This window comes from Sphingomonas sp. P3_C5, from assembly GCF_056402635.1.
Map to the genome: position 1 here is coordinate 161,289 of NZ_JBFUHA010000001.1, position 16,981 is coordinate 178,269.

Here is a 16,981-nt window from a genome sequence, read left to right on the forward strand (position 1 = left end):
TCAACCCGCATGGGCATTGAACCCGCAAGCGGTTATGGAGCGTTGGCATGACACGATAACCGGTTTTTGAAGAGGACTGCGCGATGAGGGCAATATCCGGACTGCTGATCGCGTTGGCGGCGACGGGCCTGGCGGGGTGCGAGACCACCGCCACGAACACGCCGGTGCAGGTGACGCGATTCCATCTCGGCGCTCCGCTCGAGCGCGGCACGTTGACGGTCGAGCCGGCACCAGGCGGCGCGCCAGGGAGCCTCGAATTCCAGACCTATGCCGCTGCCGTCCGGAGTCAGTTGCTCAACCAGGGCTTTACGGCTCCGGCCACCGGCAATTCCGCGCAATATGTCGCTGTCCTCGGCGTCAACCGCGACACCCGTGAGGGGCCGCCGCGGCGGAGCCCCTTCACAATCGGCATCGGCGGCGGTGGCTATAGCGGCGGTTATGGCGGCGGAGTCGGGCTTGGCGGCGGCGTCTCGTTCCCGATCGGCAAGGCCCGCAGCCGCGCGATCATCGGGACCGAGATGTCAGTCCAGATCCGCCGGCGCAGCGACAATATCGTCATCTGGGAGGGTCGCGCGCAGACCCAGGCTGACGAACGCGCGCCCGCGGCGCAGGCAGATCAGGCGGCCGGCAAATTGGCGCATGCTCTGTTCCTGGGCTTCCCCGGCGAATCTGGCCGCTCTATCACTGTCAAATGAGCATTCAGATCAATGCCGCTTTTGACGGTGGCAATATCCGCATGGTCGCCGTCGACGGAGACCGTATCGACCTGGAGATCGCACAGGATCACCAGTCCGATTTCTATCAATGGTTCTATTTCCGCGTGGCCGGCGCAAAGGGGCGCACGCTCAGCTACCGGATCCTGAATGCCGGAAAGTCGGCCTATCCGTTCGGCTGGCCGGGCTATAAGGCGCGGGTCTCGACTGACCGGCTGACCTGGCGGATGATCGAGACGCGGTACGAGAATGGCGTGCTCGAATTCGACTGGTCGGGCGATAGCGAGCTTGTCTGGTTCGCCTATTTCGCGCCTTACACGATGGAGCAGCACGACGCGCTGGTCGCGCGGATCGCGGCGAAGCCGGGCGTTGCCCACCGCCAGCTCGGCGAATCGCTCGACGGGCGCGCGATCGACTGTTTCGATATCGGCTCCGGCCCGAAATCGGTGTGGCTCTATGCCCGCCAGCACCCCGGCGAGAGCATGGCCGAATGGTGGATGGAAGGCGCGCTGGAGATGCTGACCGATCCGGCCAATCCGGTGACCGCGGCGCTGCTCGCCAAGGCGACCTTCCATGTCGTGCCCAACATGAACCCCGACGGCTCGTTCCGCGGCCATCTGCGCACCAATGCCGCGGGCGTGAACCTCAACCGCGAATGGCATGCCCCCTCGCCCGAGAAGAGCCCCGAGGTGCTGTGCGTTCGCAACGCGATGGACGAGACCGGCGTCGCCTTTGCGATGGACGTGCATGGCGACGAGGCGATCCCCGCCAATTTCCTGGCCGGCTTCGAGGGCATTCCGAGCTGGACTGACGCGCTTGGCGAGAAATTCTACGACTTTGGCCGCCGCCTCGCCGAACACACACCCGATTTCCAGCTCGACAAAGGCTATGAGAAATCCGCGCCCGGCAAGGCCAATCTGACCATGTCGACCAACCAGCTCGCGGAGCGTTTCGGCGCGGTGGCGATGACGCTCGAGATGCCGTTCAAGGACCATGATCCTAACCCGGACGCAGAGTTCGGCTGGTCGCCGGAGCGATCGAAGACGCTGGCGCATGCCTGTCTCGAAGTGCTTGCCGACGTGATCGACAACATCTGACCCATTGACTGCGCGACGCTGGCACTGTTTCAGCAGCGCGGCACGGTCTGAAGGAATCCCATGCCAACTCTCGTCCTGATCCGCCACGGCCAGTCGTCGTGGAACCTCGAAAACCGTTTCACCGGCTGGTGGGACGTCGATGTGACCGAGAAGGGCGCCGAGGAAGCGCGCGCGGCGGGTCGGCTCATGGCGGAGAAGGGGCTGGATTTCGACCAGACCTTCACGAGCCTGCAGAGCCGCGCGATCAAGACGCTCAATCTCGCGCTCGAGGAAATGGGGCGGTTGTGGCTGCCGGTCGAGAAGGACTGGCGGCTGAACGAACGACATTATGGTGGGCTGACCGGGCTCAACAAGGCCGAGACCGCGGCAAAGCACGGCGACGAGCAGGTCCATATCTGGCGCCGCAGCTTCGACATCCCCCCGCCGCCGCTGGAACCGGGCAGCCCGTTCGATCTGTCGCAGGACCGGCGTTATGCGGGTATCGCGATCCCCACGACCGAGAGCCTGAAGGACACGATCGCACGCGTGCTGCCTTATTGGGACGGCCGGATCGCGCCGGCACTCAAGGACGGGCAGCGGGTTCTGATCTCGGCGCACGGCAATTCGCTGCGCGCGCTGGTCAAGCATCTGTCGAACATTCCGGACGACGAGATCACCGGCCTGGAGATTCCGACAGGGCAGCCGATCGTCTATGAGCTCGACGACGCGCTGAACGCGACTGACCGCTATTATCTGAGCGAGCGATAACAAGCGTCACCCCGGCGCAAGCCGGGGGAACGGGTTGCGGTTAGGGCCGGGCATGGTTACCAGCGTCCCTCCTTCCACCGGGGTACCCTCATGACGGACCACCCTCTTGTCGGCATCATCATGGGCAGCGCCTCCGATTGGGAGACGATGCGCCATGCCGCCGACATGCTCGCTGAGCTCGGCGTGCCGCATGAGAGCAAGGTGGTCTCGGCGCACCGTACCCCGCAGCGGCTCTATGATTACGCGACCCATGCCGAAGTGCGCGGGCTGAAGGTGATCATCGCAGGCGCCGGCGGCGCGGCGCACCTTCCGGGCATGGCCGCGTCGATGACTCATCTGCCGGTGCTCGGCGTGCCGGTCGAATCCAAGGCAATGAAGGGCATGGATAGCCTGCTCTCGATCGTGCAGATGCCGGGCGGCATTCCGGTCGGCACGCTCGCGATCGGCAAGCCGGGTGCGAAGAATGCCGGGCTGCTCGCCGCCGCGATCCTCGCCACGCACGACGCGCTGCTCGCCGAACGGCTAAAGAAATGGCGGGCCGCGCAGACCGAGGCGGTCGCGATCGACCCCGAATGAGCGTCCTTCCTCCAGGTTCCACGATCGGCATTCTCGGCGGCGGCCAGCTTGGGCGGATGCTTGCCGTGGCGGCGGCGCAGCTCGGCTATCATACCCGGGTGTTGGCGCCCGACGCCGAAAGCGTCGCTGCGCAGACCGCCTCGAGCTTCACCCGCGCCGATTATCACAGCCGAATCGTGCTCGACGAACTCGCCGCTTCCGCCGATGTCGTGACCTATGAGTTCGAGAATATCGCGCTCGAGCCGATCACCTATCTGGCAACCCAGGTTCCGGTCTACCCGCCGCCCGCAGCGCTCAGCGTCGCGCAGGACCGTGCGGTCGAGAAGAGCTTTGTCGGCGAGCTAGGTGGGAGGACGGCGCCATGGCGCAAGGTGACGAGCCTCGACGAGTTGCGTCAGGCGCTTGCCGAGATCGGCGCACCGGCGATCCTTAAGACGCTCAGGCTTGGCTATGACGGCAAGGGCCAGGTTCGGATCCGCGATGCAGCGGAGGCCGAGGCCGCCTGGGAGGCGATCGGGGCGCGGCCGGCGATCCTCGAAGGCTTCGTCACATTTGGGCATGAATTCTCGATCCTGCTGGGCCGCGGCCTCGACGGGGCGATGGTCAGCTACCCACCGCCCTGGAACGAGCATGTCGACGGCATCCTCGCCCGCTCATCGCTGCCGGCGCCGGTTGAGATCGCGCGGCACTGGGCCGAGGCGGCGGCGCTGGCTGGGCGGGTTGCGGACAAGCTCGATTATGTCGGCGTGCTGACGCTCGAATTCTTCGCGACCGATGGCGGGCCGGTGTTCAACGAGATGGCGCCGCGCGTCCATAATTCGGGACATTGGACGATCGAGGGTGCGGTCGCTTCGCAATTCGAGAACCATATCCGCGCGATCTGCGGGCTGCCGCTCGGCGATACGGGGCTGACGGCCGCGCGGGTCGAGATGGAGAATCTGATCGGCGAGGATGCGGAACGCTGGGCCGCGATCCTCGCCGAACCGGGCGCGCATCTGCATCTCTACGGCAAGACGATCAGGCCGGGGCGCAAGATGGGTCACGTGACGCGATTGACCAGATAAATCCTCCCCGAGCTTGCTCGGGGAGGGGAACCGCCGACCGCAGGTCGGTGGTGGAGGGGCTTGGAGCGTGGGGCACTCGCCTCTCGCTCCAAGCCCCTCCACCACTTCGTGGTCCCCCTCCCCGTTCCGGGGAGGATTTATTTGACCACCGGCAGATCGATATAGCTCTGCCCCGCGCCTGCCACCGTCACCTTCTGAGTCGCCTTCACATAATCGCCGGGCTTGGCGAAGAAGATGTTCGGCACGAATGTCTGCGGGTTCCGGTCATAGAGTGGGAACCAGCTCGACTGGATCTGCACCATGATGCGGTGCCCGGGCAGGAAGACATGGTTGGTCTGCGGCAGCGGCCAGCTATAGGGCAGCGCGGTATCGGACGGGATCGGCTTCGCCTCGGCGAGGTTCTCGCGGTAGCGGCCGCGGAAGATGTCCATTGCGATCGGCCATTCATAGCCGCCCATCGCGCGGTCGCCCGCCACCTGATCGGGAAAGACGTCGATCAGCTTGACCACCCAGTCGCTATCCGACCCGCTCGTCGCAGCGGTGAGGTGGACGACGGGCTGACCGGCGATCGTCACCGGCTTGGTCAGCACGTCCGTCGAGAAGGTCAGCACGTCCGGCCGCGCCGAAGCGTGGCGCTGGTCAGTGGTGAGCCAGCCGGTCCAGTGATCATCGTCATAGCTGAGCGCGCGGTCGGGCCGCGGGACATAGGGGACCGGGTGCGCCGGATCGGATATATAGTCAGCGGTCTGGCCCGCACCTGAATCGCCGTCGAAGCCGAGCGCCATGCCCGGCTTCAGATAAAGCTTCGCCATCGCCGGCGTCGCGGACCAGGAGGACAAGCGCTGCCATTCATTAGTGCCGGTCTGAAACGCAGTGACCGGCGCGACATTCATCGGCGTGCCCTTCAGATAATGGGCGAGGAAGGGCGCAAGTACATGCAGGCGCCAATATTTCGCGCTGTCCTGATCGAACTTGATCGCACCGATATGGCTGCCCTCGCTAATTTCCTGGCCATGGTACCAGGGGCCGAGCGTAAGATAGACCATGTCGCCCGCGACATCCTTGGGCTTGATGGCGCGGTACACCGCGGTCGCGCCATAGATATCCTCCTGGTCCCAGAGCGAATGGACCAGCATCACCGGCACCTTGAGCGGCTGGCGCGCGAGGATCCGGTCCATCGCCTGATCTTGCCAGAAGCTGTCATAGGCGGGATGCGCGACGAGCTTCTGCCAGAAGCCGATCTGATCGAGCTTGTGCTGCCGCGCGACCTCGCCCGCCGAGCCGGCGCGCAGATAAAGCGAATACTCATCATATGTGTTCGACCACCAGAGGTCGCTGTTCCCCCGGGTCGCTTCCTGCTCCCAGAAATAGGGCATGTCGTTCTGCCGGAAGGCGCCGTTGTGAAAGGCGTCGTCGCCGATCCAGGTATCGACCATCGGGTTCATCGGCACCGCCACCTTGAGCGCCGGGTGCGGATTGATCAGCGGCATCAGCGCGAGAAAGCCGTCGTAGGAAATGCCGAGCACGCCGACCTTGCCGTTTGTTTCGGGCAGATGCTTCACCAGCCAGTCGATCGTGTCGTAACTATCCGTCGAATCGTCGGTCTTTGTCGGGTTGAGCGAGGTGCCGGCAAGCGGCGGCGTCATCATGTAGATGCCGCCCGAGCCATATTTGCCCCGCACGTCCTGGACGACGCGGATATAGCCGCCCTGCACGATCACATCATTGGCATTGTCATAGCCGTCGAGCACGGCGGACAGCGTGCCGCTCTGCTGGTTGGTCGTCAGCGCCTCGGCATTATAGGGCGTGCGGGTGAGCAGGATCGGTGCCCCGTTCGCGCCCCTCGGTATCAGGATGACGGTGTGGAGCTTCACCCCGTCGCGCATCGGAATATCGACGCCGCGGCGTTCGAAGTTCCACCCTTCGGTCGAGGGCGTGAGCGTCGCGGGCCGTTCGTCATAGGTTTGCGCGGCCGCACCGGACGCGATCAATCCCAGCGCCGCAGCGCCAATCAGCCATTTCGCGATCATCATTGCCCCCTTGCCACCCTGGGGGGATACTGCGCGCCCACTTCCTAAGGCACAACGAAGAAAGCCCGCCTCCCTTTCGGGAAGCGGGCCTTCTTGAACCGTCAGCCGACGCTGCGGGTTTAGGCGCGCGTGCCCGACATCGGGAAGGCGCCGAACGCGCCGGCGCCGACCGTACCGGTGATGCTGTCGCCATCAGCGGTCGCGGTGCAATCGAGCGTCATCGGCATCGGCACGGTGATGTTCATCGACCATTTGATGGTGTCGCCATCAGCGGTGCCGCTGATGTCGACCGAGCCCATCGCACCGACATAGGAGCCGGAGAAAGCGCCGCCATCGGCCTTGACCGTCAGCACTGCCTTCTGATCGCCGAGCGGCGACTTCACCACCGTGTCCCAGCTTCCGTCGATACCCGCCATCATGTCTCTCCTAGCCGAATTCTCTAGCGTACATCCGCAACGGACGCCGCCGGCACCACCTCAACCGGCAGCCCGAGGCTGTCAAGCTGAGGGCGGACCTTCGCCGCGTCACCGACGACGATCCAGATGAACTTGTTCGGGTCGATTGCCCCGCGTGCCGCAGCGTCAAGCTGGGGCAATGTGAACGCATGATATTTTTGCGTGATCGTCGCGTAATAATTGTCGGGGCGGCGATACAGGTCGTTCGACTGCATCGCGCTCAGCACCGCTGACGAGGTTTCGAAATTGCCGGGCAGCGATCGGATCGCACCGACGATGGTACGATCGAACTCCGGCTGGGTGATTCCCTTGGAAGTCAGGAAGTCCTTCACATCGCCCTGCAGCGCCGCGATCGAAGCGCCGGTCTTGTCGGCCTGGACCGGCGCCGAGATGATATAGGGCGATGCATGCTCGGCGCGGCGGATATTGCCCGAGACGCCGTAGGACCAGTGCTTGCCCTCGCGCAGATCCATGTTGATTCGCGAGAGGAAGTTGCCGCCGAGCGAATCGTTCGCTGCGATGACCGGCAGCAACTCGTCGGTGCCGACCAGCGGCGTCGGCGCGGCACCGATGATCAGCGATTGCGGCGAATCCGGCCGATCGATCAGCAGGATCTTCGGGGCCGACGGTACGGAAGGTGCCGAGAAGTCCTTGACCCCGGCCGGGCCAGCCGCCGTCCAGCTGCCGAAGCGCGAATCGAGCACTGTCTGGATCTCGGAAAGCGGACGATCGCTGACGACGAAGATCTTCGCCTTGTCCGGCCGCAGCCAGGCATGCTGGAACGCGACCAGATCGTCGCGGGTCAGCAGCGCCACGGCCTTGGGGTCGCCGCTGCCGAAGCCGCGGGCGTAAGGCGAGGCGGGGCCATAGACCAGGCGTGGCAGCACGCGGGTCGCGAGACCGCCGGGATTGGTCAGCTCGGCCGAGATCTGGGCGAGCTGCTGCACCTTGACGCGTTCGACCTCCGCAGGTGCGAAGGCCGGGTTCTCGACCACATCAGCGAAGAGGCTGACCGCAGCGCCGAGATTGGGGCTGGGCGTGAACAGCGACATATTGGTGCGGTCCGTGGTTGCGTTCGCGCTGATATTGGCGCCGAGCCGCTCCTTGGCTTCAGCGAGATCGATTGAGTTCTTCGACGTCGTACCCTCCCCCATCATTGACAGGGTAAGTTGCTGGGTGCCGAGCCTGGTCGCCGGATCGGCGGCGACTCCCGCGTCGAAGCTCATCACCATCCGCGTGATCGGTACGGCCGCCTGATGCGCATAGACGACCTCGATGCCATTGCTGAGCTTCGTCCGCTCGACTGCAGGGAAGACGAGATTGGCGATGGTGCCGACCGCGGGCAGCGCGCCTCGCGTACCCTTGGCGGGAGGAGTCGCGTCGGCGGCTGCCTTGGCAGTCGAAGCGGCCTCGGCATAAGCGGGGCGCGGACCAGGTTCGACCGTCAGCGCATAAACCGGCCGCGACAGCCATTTTGCAGTCGCTGCCTTCACCGTGGCCGGCGTCTCTGCAGCGAGGGTCGCCAGCTCCTTTTTGTAATGGTCCGGGTCTTGCGAATAGAGTTCGCCTGAGGCGAGCGTGACTGCCTTGCCGCCGAAACCGCCCACCGATTCGAGCCCGGCGATCGTCCCCGAGATGCTCCCGGTCGCGACGCGCTGGACCTCGTCTGCGCTTGGTCCCTTGGCGATCAGATCGGCAATGATCTCGTCGAGTCGTTTCGACACCAGGGCGGGATCGACACCCGGCTTCACATCGGCAAAGACAGTGAAGAGGCCGGTCTGCGCGAACGTCTCATTGTTGGCCGTGACGCGGACCGCGAGCTTTTCCTGGCGGACCAGCGCATTATCGAGCCGCGAACTCGACAGGCCGCCGAGCACGCCGGCGGCGACATCGAGCGCAATCGAATCCTTGTCGTTGAGGCCAGGTACCGCCCACATCCGGTAGATGCGGGTGGTCGAGACACGGTCCTTCATCACCTCGGATTTGGGCGCCGCGAGCCTCGGCACATCGGCCGCCGGCACCACGCTCTCGGGGCCGCGCGGGATGCCACCGAAATATTTCTCGACCAGCGGCTTTGCCGTTGCCGCATCGATATCCCCGGCGAGTACCAGCACTGCGTTGTTCGGCGCGTAGTGATCGTGGAACCAGTCCTTCACCGTCTGCAGGCTGGCGGCGTCGAGATCGGCCATCGAACCGATCGTGGTGTGGCCATAGGGATGGCTGGGCGGGAACAGCGCCTCGATCTGCTTATATTCGACCAGGCCGAAGGGCTGGGTGTCGCCCTGGCGCTTTTCGTTCTGGACGACGCCGCGCTGCTCATCGAGCACGCCCTGGGTCATCGCGCCGAGCAGATAGCCCATGCGGTCGCTCTCGAGGAACAGTGCGCGTTCGAGCGCAGGCGCGGGCACCGTCTCGAAATAGTTAGTGCGATCGAAATAGGTGGTGCCGTTGAAATCGGTCGCGCCGACTTCCTTCAAGGGCGTGAAGAAATCGCCCGGCGCATTCTCGCTGCCGTTGAACATCAGGTGCTCGAACAGATGGGCAAAACCGGTCTTGCCTACAGGCTCGAACTTGGAGCCGACATTGTACCAGACTGACACCGCGACGATCGGCGCCTTGCGATCTGTATGGACGATCACTCTGAGGCCGTTGGGCAGCGTGAATTTCTCGTATGGAATGTCGACGCTTTTCACCAAGGCGGAGACTGGTGCCGGAGCTACGGCGGCGCTTTTCGCCGGAGCGGCGGCAGCAGTTTTCGCCGAGGCGGCGACTGGGGCAACAAGCGCGCCGAGCGCCACGCCGGCCAGCGCAAAGAGCTTGATATTCATGAAGTTATACCTTCGAAACGAAAGACTGTCTTGCCATGGTATAGCAGCGCGCGCGGCCACGCAATCAGGGCCGATAGACCTTTTCCAGATGCTGTTTGAGGTCTGCCGGGTTGAACCAGACCGGCTTCAACTCATGCCGCACGAACAAGGGCGCCTGATCGGCATAATGCGGCGAATCCGGCCGGGTCGTCGCCGCACCGAAGGGCTGGATCGACTGTGAGCTGACCTTGCCATTCTTGTCCCAGGCAATGAACATGATGAAGCTGTCGCCATGTTTCACCATCAGCCGGCCATCGGGCGCATCGTCCCACAAGGCGGCTGCCCGCAGCACATCGGGGCCGCCATCCATCGGCAGATCGACCTTGCCCTGATGCACGCGCAATATGTCGCCGAGCGGCGGATCGAGCCTGCCGAAATGCGTCTTCAGATAGGCAGCGGCGGTGGCGAGCGCGTCGCGCGGATCGGCTTCTGGGTGGCGCTGATAATGCCATTTATTGCCTGCGCGCAGCAGCAACGCAGCGAGGGAATCCGCCGGGCCCTTGCCATCATAATTCCAGTCCCACTTTGCGAGCAGCGCCTTGGCATCGACCAGAGTCCGGTCGCCCGTGGGATCGACGGCCGCGATATCGGCAAACCATTTCGCGGCCCAGCTGACATGGCTGACGCCAGTATCGAACTTGATGCGATGGAGATCGGCATCGCTGATCTTCGGATTGGCGCCCATCAGCTCGAGCGCGCGCGTCGCGCGATTCGTGGTATCGGTCTCGATTCCGAGCAACGGCGAATAGTCGGCCGGATTGATCTCCGACCCTGCACCCGCGGCCTGGAATGGGGTGTTGTTGGCGTTGATCAGGAAGCCGGAGGCCGGGTTGATGTTGCGCGGCACCTGCGACCACGGCACCGTCCCCGCCGCCAGATCGCGCGATGTGTCGCCGGGCAGGACATGGGCATAATCATAGCCCGTCTTCCGGTTTGGGAAGCTGGCATTGTAGAAATAGGCGATGTTGCCCTTGGCGTCGCCGTAGAGGAAATTGGTCGCCGGCACCGCCTGCATCGCCAGCGCCCGCTGCCATTCGCCGAAATCGCGGGCGCGGTTGAGGCGGTAATATTCCTCCACCATCCTGAGCTGGTCGGCGCCCGCATAGCGGATCGCGAAATCGCCCTTCGGCGTTTCTATCACCGGGCCCTGCACCGCGCGCAGTACCATCTTCGGTACAGGCAGAACGAATGGGCCCCACAGTTTCACATGCAGCCAGACCCGGGTCTTTTGGAGCGGCTTCCACTGGCCATCAAACCGGTAATGCGTGCCGTCACCGTCGAGGACGAGCTTGTAGACATCGGTCAGATCGGGCCGGTTTACGGTGTTGGTCCAGCCCAGATTCTGGTTGTGGCCAAGCAGTGGGTAGGGCGCCCCGGTAAAGGTGGCCCCGGCGAAATTCCAGCCGGTGCCGGAATGGACCACCAGCTCATACCAGGCGACGCCGCCGCGCCATGGCTGGTGCGAGTTGGAGACGAGACGGGTGAAGCCGTCAGCCGAACGCTTCGGCGCGACGACAAAGGCGTTGGAGCCGTTCTCGTTGCCGTTCGGGCCGATCGGCGTGATGTCGGGTGCATCGGGCACCGGACCCGCGCTTTCGGACGGCAGCGGCGTATCGCCGGCAAGCGCGCCGAGCACCTGATCGAGCCCGAAAAAGAAGGGCGAGCGCAGCACGAAACCGGTCGCGACATCCTCGCCATTGACGGGGAACAGCTTTGCCAGCCGGATTTCGTCCGGGTGCTTGTCGGCATAACGATTGAGGCCGGAGGCATAGCCGTCGAGCAGTGCACGCACATCGGCCGGCTGCTTCATATAGTCGCGCATTGCCGTCTCGCGCGCGCCGAGCAGATGGAGAACATAGTCGCTCTTCGCGCCATCCTCCCCTGTCATCGCACCAAGCCGCCCGCGCGTCATCGCGAGCACTTCCTGCAACGTCGAGAAATCATCCTCGGCATGGGCATAGGCAATGCCATAGGCGACATCGGGATCGGTCTTGCCGAAGATATGCGGCACGCCGAAAGTGTCGCGGGCGATCTTCACGTCATAGGCATGCGCCGGCGGCGGCGCGGGGGCCGTCGCGGTCAGCGGTTCCCACACGGCGAGGCCGATCGCGACCAGGATCAGCAAAATGGCCAGCCCAGCCGCACCCCGCACGAAAAATCGCCGCATCCACCCTCGCCTGTTCTATCTTGCGGGAGGGTGTAGCTGCTCACGGCGGTCTGCGCGAGCGCGATTGCCGCCGCCCCGTTCCCAGGAGCGGCGGCCGCGCGATGATCAGAAAGCTGTCTTCACCGTGACGAAAAACGCCTGCGGTGCGCCGGCGAGCAAGGTCTGGTTGTCGCCGCTGTTGCCGAAGCCATTCGAGCCGATCGTCGAAACATATTTCCGGTCGAATAGATTGGTCGCGTTGAGCTGCACCTCGATCTTGCGATCGTCGGGCAGCGAAAAACGCACCCCCGCCGTCGCGTCGAAGATCACCTGGCCCGGCACCGACTGGTCGTTGGTGTAGGTGAAGTAGCGCTTGCTCATATAGTTCGCGCCGAAGCGGCCGAAGAACATCCCCTTGTCATAGGTGATCTCGGCCTTGGCGAGGTGCTTCGGGCTGTCGACGGTCGTCTTGCCGGCGGTTGCGATCGGCGGGCGCGGCGTCGGCGGATTGGTCGAGAGATCGGGCGCGACCGGTACATTGTCGCGATACGTCGAGTCATTGTAGCTGTACGACGCGAACACGCCGAAGCCATGGCCGAGCCTTGCCTCTACCGCTGCCTCGATGCCGTAGGAGCGGACCGAACCGACATTCGAGAGCGTTGCAAGATTGCCCTGGATGCCCGCACCGACCGTGGTGGCGATGATGCGATTGCTGAAATCGACATAATAGACAGCGAGCAGTGCATTGAACGGCCCGTTGCGATAGCGGCCGCCGGCTTCATAGGTGTTCGATTCCTCCGGCTTCAGCTTGTTGGTCGTCAGCAGCGCGTTGAACCCGGCTTGCGACGTCGCGAAGGGGCCGCTGGTCGCCGCCGAGACGAAGGCGCGCTTCGCCTGGGTAAAGTCGGCGAACAGCTCGGCACTGTCGTTGACCTTGTAGTTCAGGCCGGCATGCGGCTGGAACCAGTCGGTCGTCGAGATCCTGCCGCTTGCCAGGCCGCCGCCGACGACCGGCGTCGCCTTATTATGGACCGCGAACCCCTTCCAGCCGAGATCGACCGTTAGATCCCCGAGCGCAATCTTGTCCTGGACATAATATTGCACTGTCTCGGTCTGGTAGGTCAGCTCCCACTGCGTGAAGAACGGGTTGGTCTGGAAATCGAGCGAGTTGCGGCTCGATGCAGTGCGGCTGTCGAGCGCGTAAAAGCGCCGCGCCTGGCGGAAATCGTTCATCTCATACCAGCCGCCGAGGGTGATATCGTTGAACGCGAGCTTGCCGCCGATCGAGCCGAACACGCCCTTGCGGTGAATGTCATACTCAGTCGTCCGCACCGAGATCGGCACGCCGGTCGGCGAGGGCACATAGGGGGTGAACCAGGTCCCCTGGCCATGGTTGGAATGGTAATAGCCCTTGAGCAGGCCGTGGATCGGCGCGTCCTTGGCCGTCTCGATGCCGAAGGAACCGAGATAATCCCGCCGCAAGCCTGACGCATCATAATAGACATCGTCGACGGTCGCGTAAGGCGCCGGGTAGACGGTGCCCGCCGCCGGATTGAGCTTGGGCGCGCCGCTGTCGCCGCGATTGGCCGCCACATCGGCAATCAGCACCGCGAGCGGGAAATTGTTCGATATATTGTCGTTCCTGTAGCCGAGCCGGCGGATCATATCGAGCGACAGATCCTGATAGTCATTCTCGCGCCGGTCCGAGAAATTGAAGGTGCCGACCAGACGGATGCCACCGATGGGAGCGATGACCTTCGCATTGACCTGATGCTGGCGCTGCTTCCCCGCGCCTTTCCACTTGTCCATGTCGGAAAAGCCGTAGGAGACATAGGCACTGGGGCCGCCAGCGCCGAGCTCGCCGGTGTCGATCCGGCCAAAGGCCCGGAGGGTGTTCTCGGTGCCATAGGTGCCGTTGGCGGTGACGCCGAAATGCGCGGAGGGATCGCTCGAGACGAACTCTATCGTGCCGCCGAGATTGTTGGTCGCCTGGGTGCCGATCGATCCCGCGCCCTGCGACACGATGGTCTGGCCTATATTCTCCGACGAGATCGCGCGGCTGATGTGGAGGCCGTTGGTGTTGCCGTAGCTGCCATCGCCAAGCGGAATCCCGTCGAGCGTGAAGCCGATCTGGTTCTGGTTGAAGCTGCGGATCGAGACGCGCTCCGACCATTCATAGCTGCCGAACGGATCAGCCGACTGGAAATTGACGCTGGGGAGCTTTTCGATCGCCTTTAACGGGCTCGTGCCGGCAGCGAGGATCGCGATGTCGGCCTGGCTGATCTGTTGGACCTGGCGCGTCTCGCGGTGACCGACGATGATGATGTCGTCGGCGAGCGGACCAGGGGCGGTCGCCGGATCGGCGGCAGCATCGAGGGGCGCCGGCTTTTCGTCGGTGGCGGCATAAGCGGCAAGCGGCGAGCACAGGGCCGTGCCCGCCAGCAGGCAGGCGGAAAAATGGCGCATTGATGGGGTCCCCTTGGATATCTTTTCTGGCGTCACCCGTTTCAGGGCCGCCCCCGCCGCCTAGGCGTTGTGCGTTGCACAATTATGCGAGTTTCAAGACAATCGTGTGAGACTGGCAAGTCGACTTTGTGACAACTACGTATCGACCGGTCGCCAGCTGCGAGACATGTCGGCAAAGGCCTTGTGTTGCAAAAGTGCAACACCATATCGCGTGGGTTATTGGAGGGACATTGATGAACCTGGAAAAATTCACCGATCGCGCGAAGGGCTTTCTGCAATCGGCGCAGACCGTTGCCATCCGAATGAGCCATCAGCGGATCGCGCCCGAGCATATCCTGAAGGCGCTGCTCGAGGACGAGCAGGGCATGGCGGCCGGGCTGATCACCGCGGCCGGCGGCGACGCGAAGCGCGCTGTGACCGAGACCGATGCGGCACTCGCCAAGATCCCGGCGGTTTCGGGCGGCGGCGCGCAGCAGACGCCGGGGCTCGACAATGATTCGGTGCGTATCCTCGATTCAGCCGAGCAGATCGCGACCAAGGCCGGAGACGGCTATGTCACCGTCGAGCGGCTGCTGGTGGCGCTCGCGCTCGCCTCGACTACCGCAGCCGGCAAGGCGCTCGCCGCGGCCGGGGTGAAGGCCGAGGCACTGAACGCAGCGATCAACCAGGTTCGCGGCGGCCGCACCGCCGACACGCCGGGTGCCGAGGACCGGTTCGACGCGCTCAAGAAATTCGCCCGCGACCTCACTCAGGCGGCACGCGACGGCAAGCTCGACCCCGTGATCGGCCGCGACGAGGAGATCCGCCGCACCATCCAGATCCTCGCGCGCCGCACCAAGAACAATCCGGTGCTGATCGGCGAACCCGGCGTCGGCAAAACCGCGATCGCGGAAGGCCTCGCGCTGCGTATCGCCAATGGCGACGTGCCCGATACGCTCAAGGACCGGAAGCTGATGTCGCTCGATATGGGCAGCCTGATCGCCGGCGCCAAATATCGCGGCGAGTTCGAAGAGCGGCTGAAGGGCGTACTCGACGAGGTGAAGGCCGGCGAAGGCGACATCATCCTGTTCATCGACGAGATGCACACGCTGATCGGCGCGGGCAAGACGGACGGCGCGATGGATGCTTCCAACATGATCAAGCCGGCGCTAGCGCGCGGCGAGCTCCACTGCGTCGGCGCGACCACGCTCGATGAATATCGCAAATATGTCGAGAAGGATGCAGCCCTCCAGCGGCGCTTCCAGCCGGTGTTCGTCGGCGAGCCAACGGTTCCCGACACGATCTCGATCCTGCGCGGGCTGAAGGAGAAGTACGAGCTCCACCACGGCGTCCGGATCACCGATGCCGCGATCGTCGCCGCGGCGACCCTGTCGAACCGCTACATCACCGATCGTTTCCTGCCCGACAAGGCAATCGACCTGATGGACGAGGCGGCAAGCCGGATCCGCATGGAAGTCGAGTCCAAGCCCGAGGAGATCGAAACGCTCGACCGGCGGATCATCCAGCTAAAGATCGAGCGGGAAGCGCTGAAGAAGGAAACCGACGCCGCCTCGCGCGACCGGCTCGTCACGCTCGATACCGAGCTCGCCAATCTCGAACAGCAGTCAGCCGAGCTGACCACGCGCTGGCGGGGCGAGAAGGACAAGATCAACGCCGAAGCCAAACTCAAGGAACAGCTCGATGCCGCCCGGCTCGAACTCGAGCAGGCGCAGCGTGCCGGCGATCTCGCCCGCGCCGGCGAGCTTTCCTATGGCACCATCCCGCAGCTTACCCGTCAACTCGACGAAGCGGCCGGCGCAACCAAGGGCGCGATGCTGCGTGAGGAAGTGACCGCCGACGACATTGCCGCTGTAGTCAGCCGCTGGACCGGCATTCCGGTCGACCGCATGCTCGAAGGCGAGCGCGCGAAACTGCTCGGCATGGAGGAAGCGCTCGGCAAGCGGGTGATCGGCCAGAGCCAGGCAGTGCGCGCTGTGTCGACCGCGGTGCGGCGTGCGCGGGCGGGGTTGCAGGAGGCCAACCGGCCACTCGGCTCCTTCCTGTTCCTTGGGCCAACCGGTGTCGGCAAGACCGAGCTGACCAAAGCGCTTGCTGAATTCCTGTTCGATGACCCAGCCGCAATGGTCCGCATCGACATGAGCGAGTTCATGGAGAAGCATGCCGTCGCGCGGCTGATCGGTGCCCCTCCCGGCTATGTGGGCTATGAGGAGGGCGGCGTGCTGACGGAAGCCGTCAGGCGCCGGCCCTATCAGGTCGTGCTGTTCGACGAGGTGGAGAAGGCGCACGGCGATGTGTTCAACATATTGCTCCAGGTGCTCGACGACGGCCGGCTGACGGACGGCCAGGGCCGTACGGTCGATTTCTCGAATACGCTGATCATCCTCACCTCGAATCTCGGCAGCCAATATCTGTCAGGGCTTCCCGATGGCGCAGACGTCGCGAGCGTCGAGCCGCAGGTGATGGAGATCGTCCGCGGCCATTTCCGCCCGGAATTCCTCAACCGACTGGACGAGATCATCCTGTTTCACCGGCTCGGTCAGGGCGAAATGGCACCGATCGTCGATATCCAGGTTTCGCGCGTGCAGAAGCTGCTCGCCGATCGCAAGGTGACGCTCGAGCTGAGCGACGGTGCGCGGGCGTGGCTGGGGCGGGTCGGATACGACCCGGTCTATGGCGCGCGGCCGCTGAAGCGCGCGGTGCAGCGCTATCTGCAGGACCCTCTGGCCGACCTGATCTTGCGCGGTGATGTGAAGGACGGGTCGATGGTGCGGGTCGACGAAGGTGACGGGAAGCTGGAGTTGACGGTCGCGTAAGCGCCAT

Annotated in this window: 11 protein-coding genes; 6 read left to right on the forward strand and 5 right to left on the reverse strand. The window is 64.2% G+C overall.

Annotated features, from left to right (window positions below; translation table 11 throughout):
- Window positions 1-83 precede the first annotated feature (83 nt).
- The 5 genes from AC1DVS_RS00785 (at window position 84) to AC1DVS_RS00805 (ending at window position 4,197) form a co-directional block, all read left to right on the forward strand.
- Window positions 84-695, forward strand: a complete 612-nt coding sequence (locus AC1DVS_RS00785; RefSeq protein ID WP_478019382.1) for a DUF4136 domain-containing protein — start codon at window positions 84-86, stop codon at window positions 693-695.
- Window positions 692-1,810: a M14 family metallopeptidase gene (locus AC1DVS_RS00790; RefSeq protein WP_478019384.1), complete on the forward strand. Its 1,119-nt coding sequence runs from the start codon at window positions 692-694 to the stop codon at window positions 1,808-1,810. The genes AC1DVS_RS00785 and AC1DVS_RS00790 overlap by 4 nt, the downstream gene beginning before the upstream one ends.
- 60 nt (window positions 1,811-1,870) lie before the next feature.
- Window positions 1,871-2,557: a 2,3-diphosphoglycerate-dependent phosphoglycerate mutase gene (gene gpmA / locus AC1DVS_RS00795; protein WP_478019386.1), complete on the forward strand. Its 687-nt coding sequence runs from the start codon at window positions 1,871-1,873 to the stop codon at window positions 2,555-2,557.
- Window positions 2,558-2,647: 90 nt separating this feature from the next.
- Complete coding sequence (gene purE / locus AC1DVS_RS00800; RefSeq protein WP_478019388.1) at window positions 2,648-3,133, forward strand: 5-(carboxyamino)imidazole ribonucleotide mutase; 486 nt, start codon at window positions 2,648-2,650, stop codon at window positions 3,131-3,133.
- The gene (locus tag AC1DVS_RS00805) at window positions 3,130-4,197 is read left to right on the forward strand and encodes a 5-(carboxyamino)imidazole ribonucleotide synthase (RefSeq protein WP_478019390.1); all 1,068 of its coding nucleotides are present in this window, start codon (window positions 3,130-3,132) and stop codon (window positions 4,195-4,197) included. The genes purE and AC1DVS_RS00805 overlap by 4 nt, the downstream gene beginning before the upstream one ends.
- A 137-nt stretch (window positions 4,198-4,334) precedes the next feature.
- Here the strand turns inward: AC1DVS_RS00805 and AC1DVS_RS00810 are convergent, their stop codons facing one another.
- From AC1DVS_RS00810 to AC1DVS_RS00830, 5 genes are all read right to left on the reverse strand, one after another.
- On the reverse strand, window positions 4,335-6,227 hold the full coding sequence (locus AC1DVS_RS00810) for a CocE/NonD family hydrolase (protein ID WP_478019392.1): 1,893 nt from the start codon (window positions 6,225-6,227) through the stop codon (window positions 4,335-4,337).
- A 119-nt stretch (window positions 6,228-6,346) separates the two neighbouring features.
- Complete coding sequence (locus tag AC1DVS_RS00815) at window positions 6,347-6,643, reverse strand: hypothetical protein (RefSeq protein ID WP_478019394.1); 297 nt, start codon at window positions 6,641-6,643, stop codon at window positions 6,347-6,349.
- 23 nt (window positions 6,644-6,666) lie between these two features.
- Window positions 6,667-9,510 (reverse strand): M16 family metallopeptidase, encoded by a 2,844-nt coding sequence (locus AC1DVS_RS00820; RefSeq protein ID WP_478019396.1) that lies wholly within the window; start codon window positions 9,508-9,510, stop codon window positions 6,667-6,669.
- Window positions 9,511-9,574: 64 nt separating this feature from the next.
- Window positions 9,575-11,716, reverse strand: coding sequence for a penicillin acylase family protein (locus tag AC1DVS_RS00825; RefSeq protein ID WP_478019398.1), 2,142 nt, complete (start codon window positions 11,714-11,716; stop codon window positions 9,575-9,577).
- 105 nt (window positions 11,717-11,821) lie between these two features.
- Window positions 11,822-14,161, reverse strand: coding sequence for a TonB-dependent receptor (locus AC1DVS_RS00830; RefSeq protein ID WP_478019400.1), 2,340 nt, complete (start codon window positions 14,159-14,161; stop codon window positions 11,822-11,824).
- Between the two features lie 233 nt (window positions 14,162-14,394).
- Between AC1DVS_RS00830 and clpB the strand changes: the two genes are divergently transcribed.
- Window positions 14,395-16,974 (forward strand): ATP-dependent chaperone ClpB, encoded by a 2,580-nt coding sequence (gene clpB, locus AC1DVS_RS00835; protein ID WP_478019402.1) that lies wholly within the window; start codon window positions 14,395-14,397, stop codon window positions 16,972-16,974.
- Window positions 16,975-16,981 lie beyond the last annotated feature (7 nt).

Excerpts from the sequence above, each read along its gene's own strand:
- gpmA (WP_478019386.1), top strand. The coding sequence starts at position 1,871 with ATGCCAACTCTCGTCCTGATCCGCCACGGCCAGTCGTCGTGGAACCTC.
- AC1DVS_RS00785 (WP_478019382.1), top strand. The coding sequence starts at position 84 with ATGAGGGCAATATCCGGACTGCTGATCGCGTTGGCGGCGACGGGCCTG.
- AC1DVS_RS00830 (WP_478019400.1), bottom strand. The coding sequence starts at position 14,161 with ATGCGCCATTTTTCCGCCTGCCTGCTGGCGGGCACGGCCCTGTGCTCG.
- purE (WP_478019388.1), top strand. The coding sequence starts at position 2,648 with ATGACGGACCACCCTCTTGTCGGCATCATCATGGGCAGCGCCTCCGAT.
- AC1DVS_RS00825 (WP_478019398.1), bottom strand. The coding sequence starts at position 11,716 with ATGCGGCGATTTTTCGTGCGGGGTGCGGCTGGGCTGGCCATTTTGCTG.
- AC1DVS_RS00820 (WP_478019396.1), bottom strand. The coding sequence starts at position 9,510 with ATGAATATCAAGCTCTTTGCGCTGGCCGGCGTGGCGCTCGGCGCGCTT.
- AC1DVS_RS00815 (WP_478019394.1), bottom strand. The coding sequence starts at position 6,643 with ATGGCGGGTATCGACGGAAGCTGGGACACGGTGGTGAAGTCGCCGCTC.
- clpB (WP_478019402.1), top strand. The coding sequence starts at position 14,395 with ATGAACCTGGAAAAATTCACCGATCGCGCGAAGGGCTTTCTGCAATCG.
- AC1DVS_RS00810 (WP_478019392.1), bottom strand. The coding sequence starts at position 6,227 with ATGATCGCGAAATGGCTGATTGGCGCTGCGGCGCTGGGATTGATCGCG.
- AC1DVS_RS00805 (WP_478019390.1), top strand. The coding sequence starts at position 3,130 with ATGAGCGTCCTTCCTCCAGGTTCCACGATCGGCATTCTCGGCGGCGGC.
- AC1DVS_RS00790 (WP_478019384.1), top strand. The coding sequence starts at position 692 with ATGAGCATTCAGATCAATGCCGCTTTTGACGGTGGCAATATCCGCATG.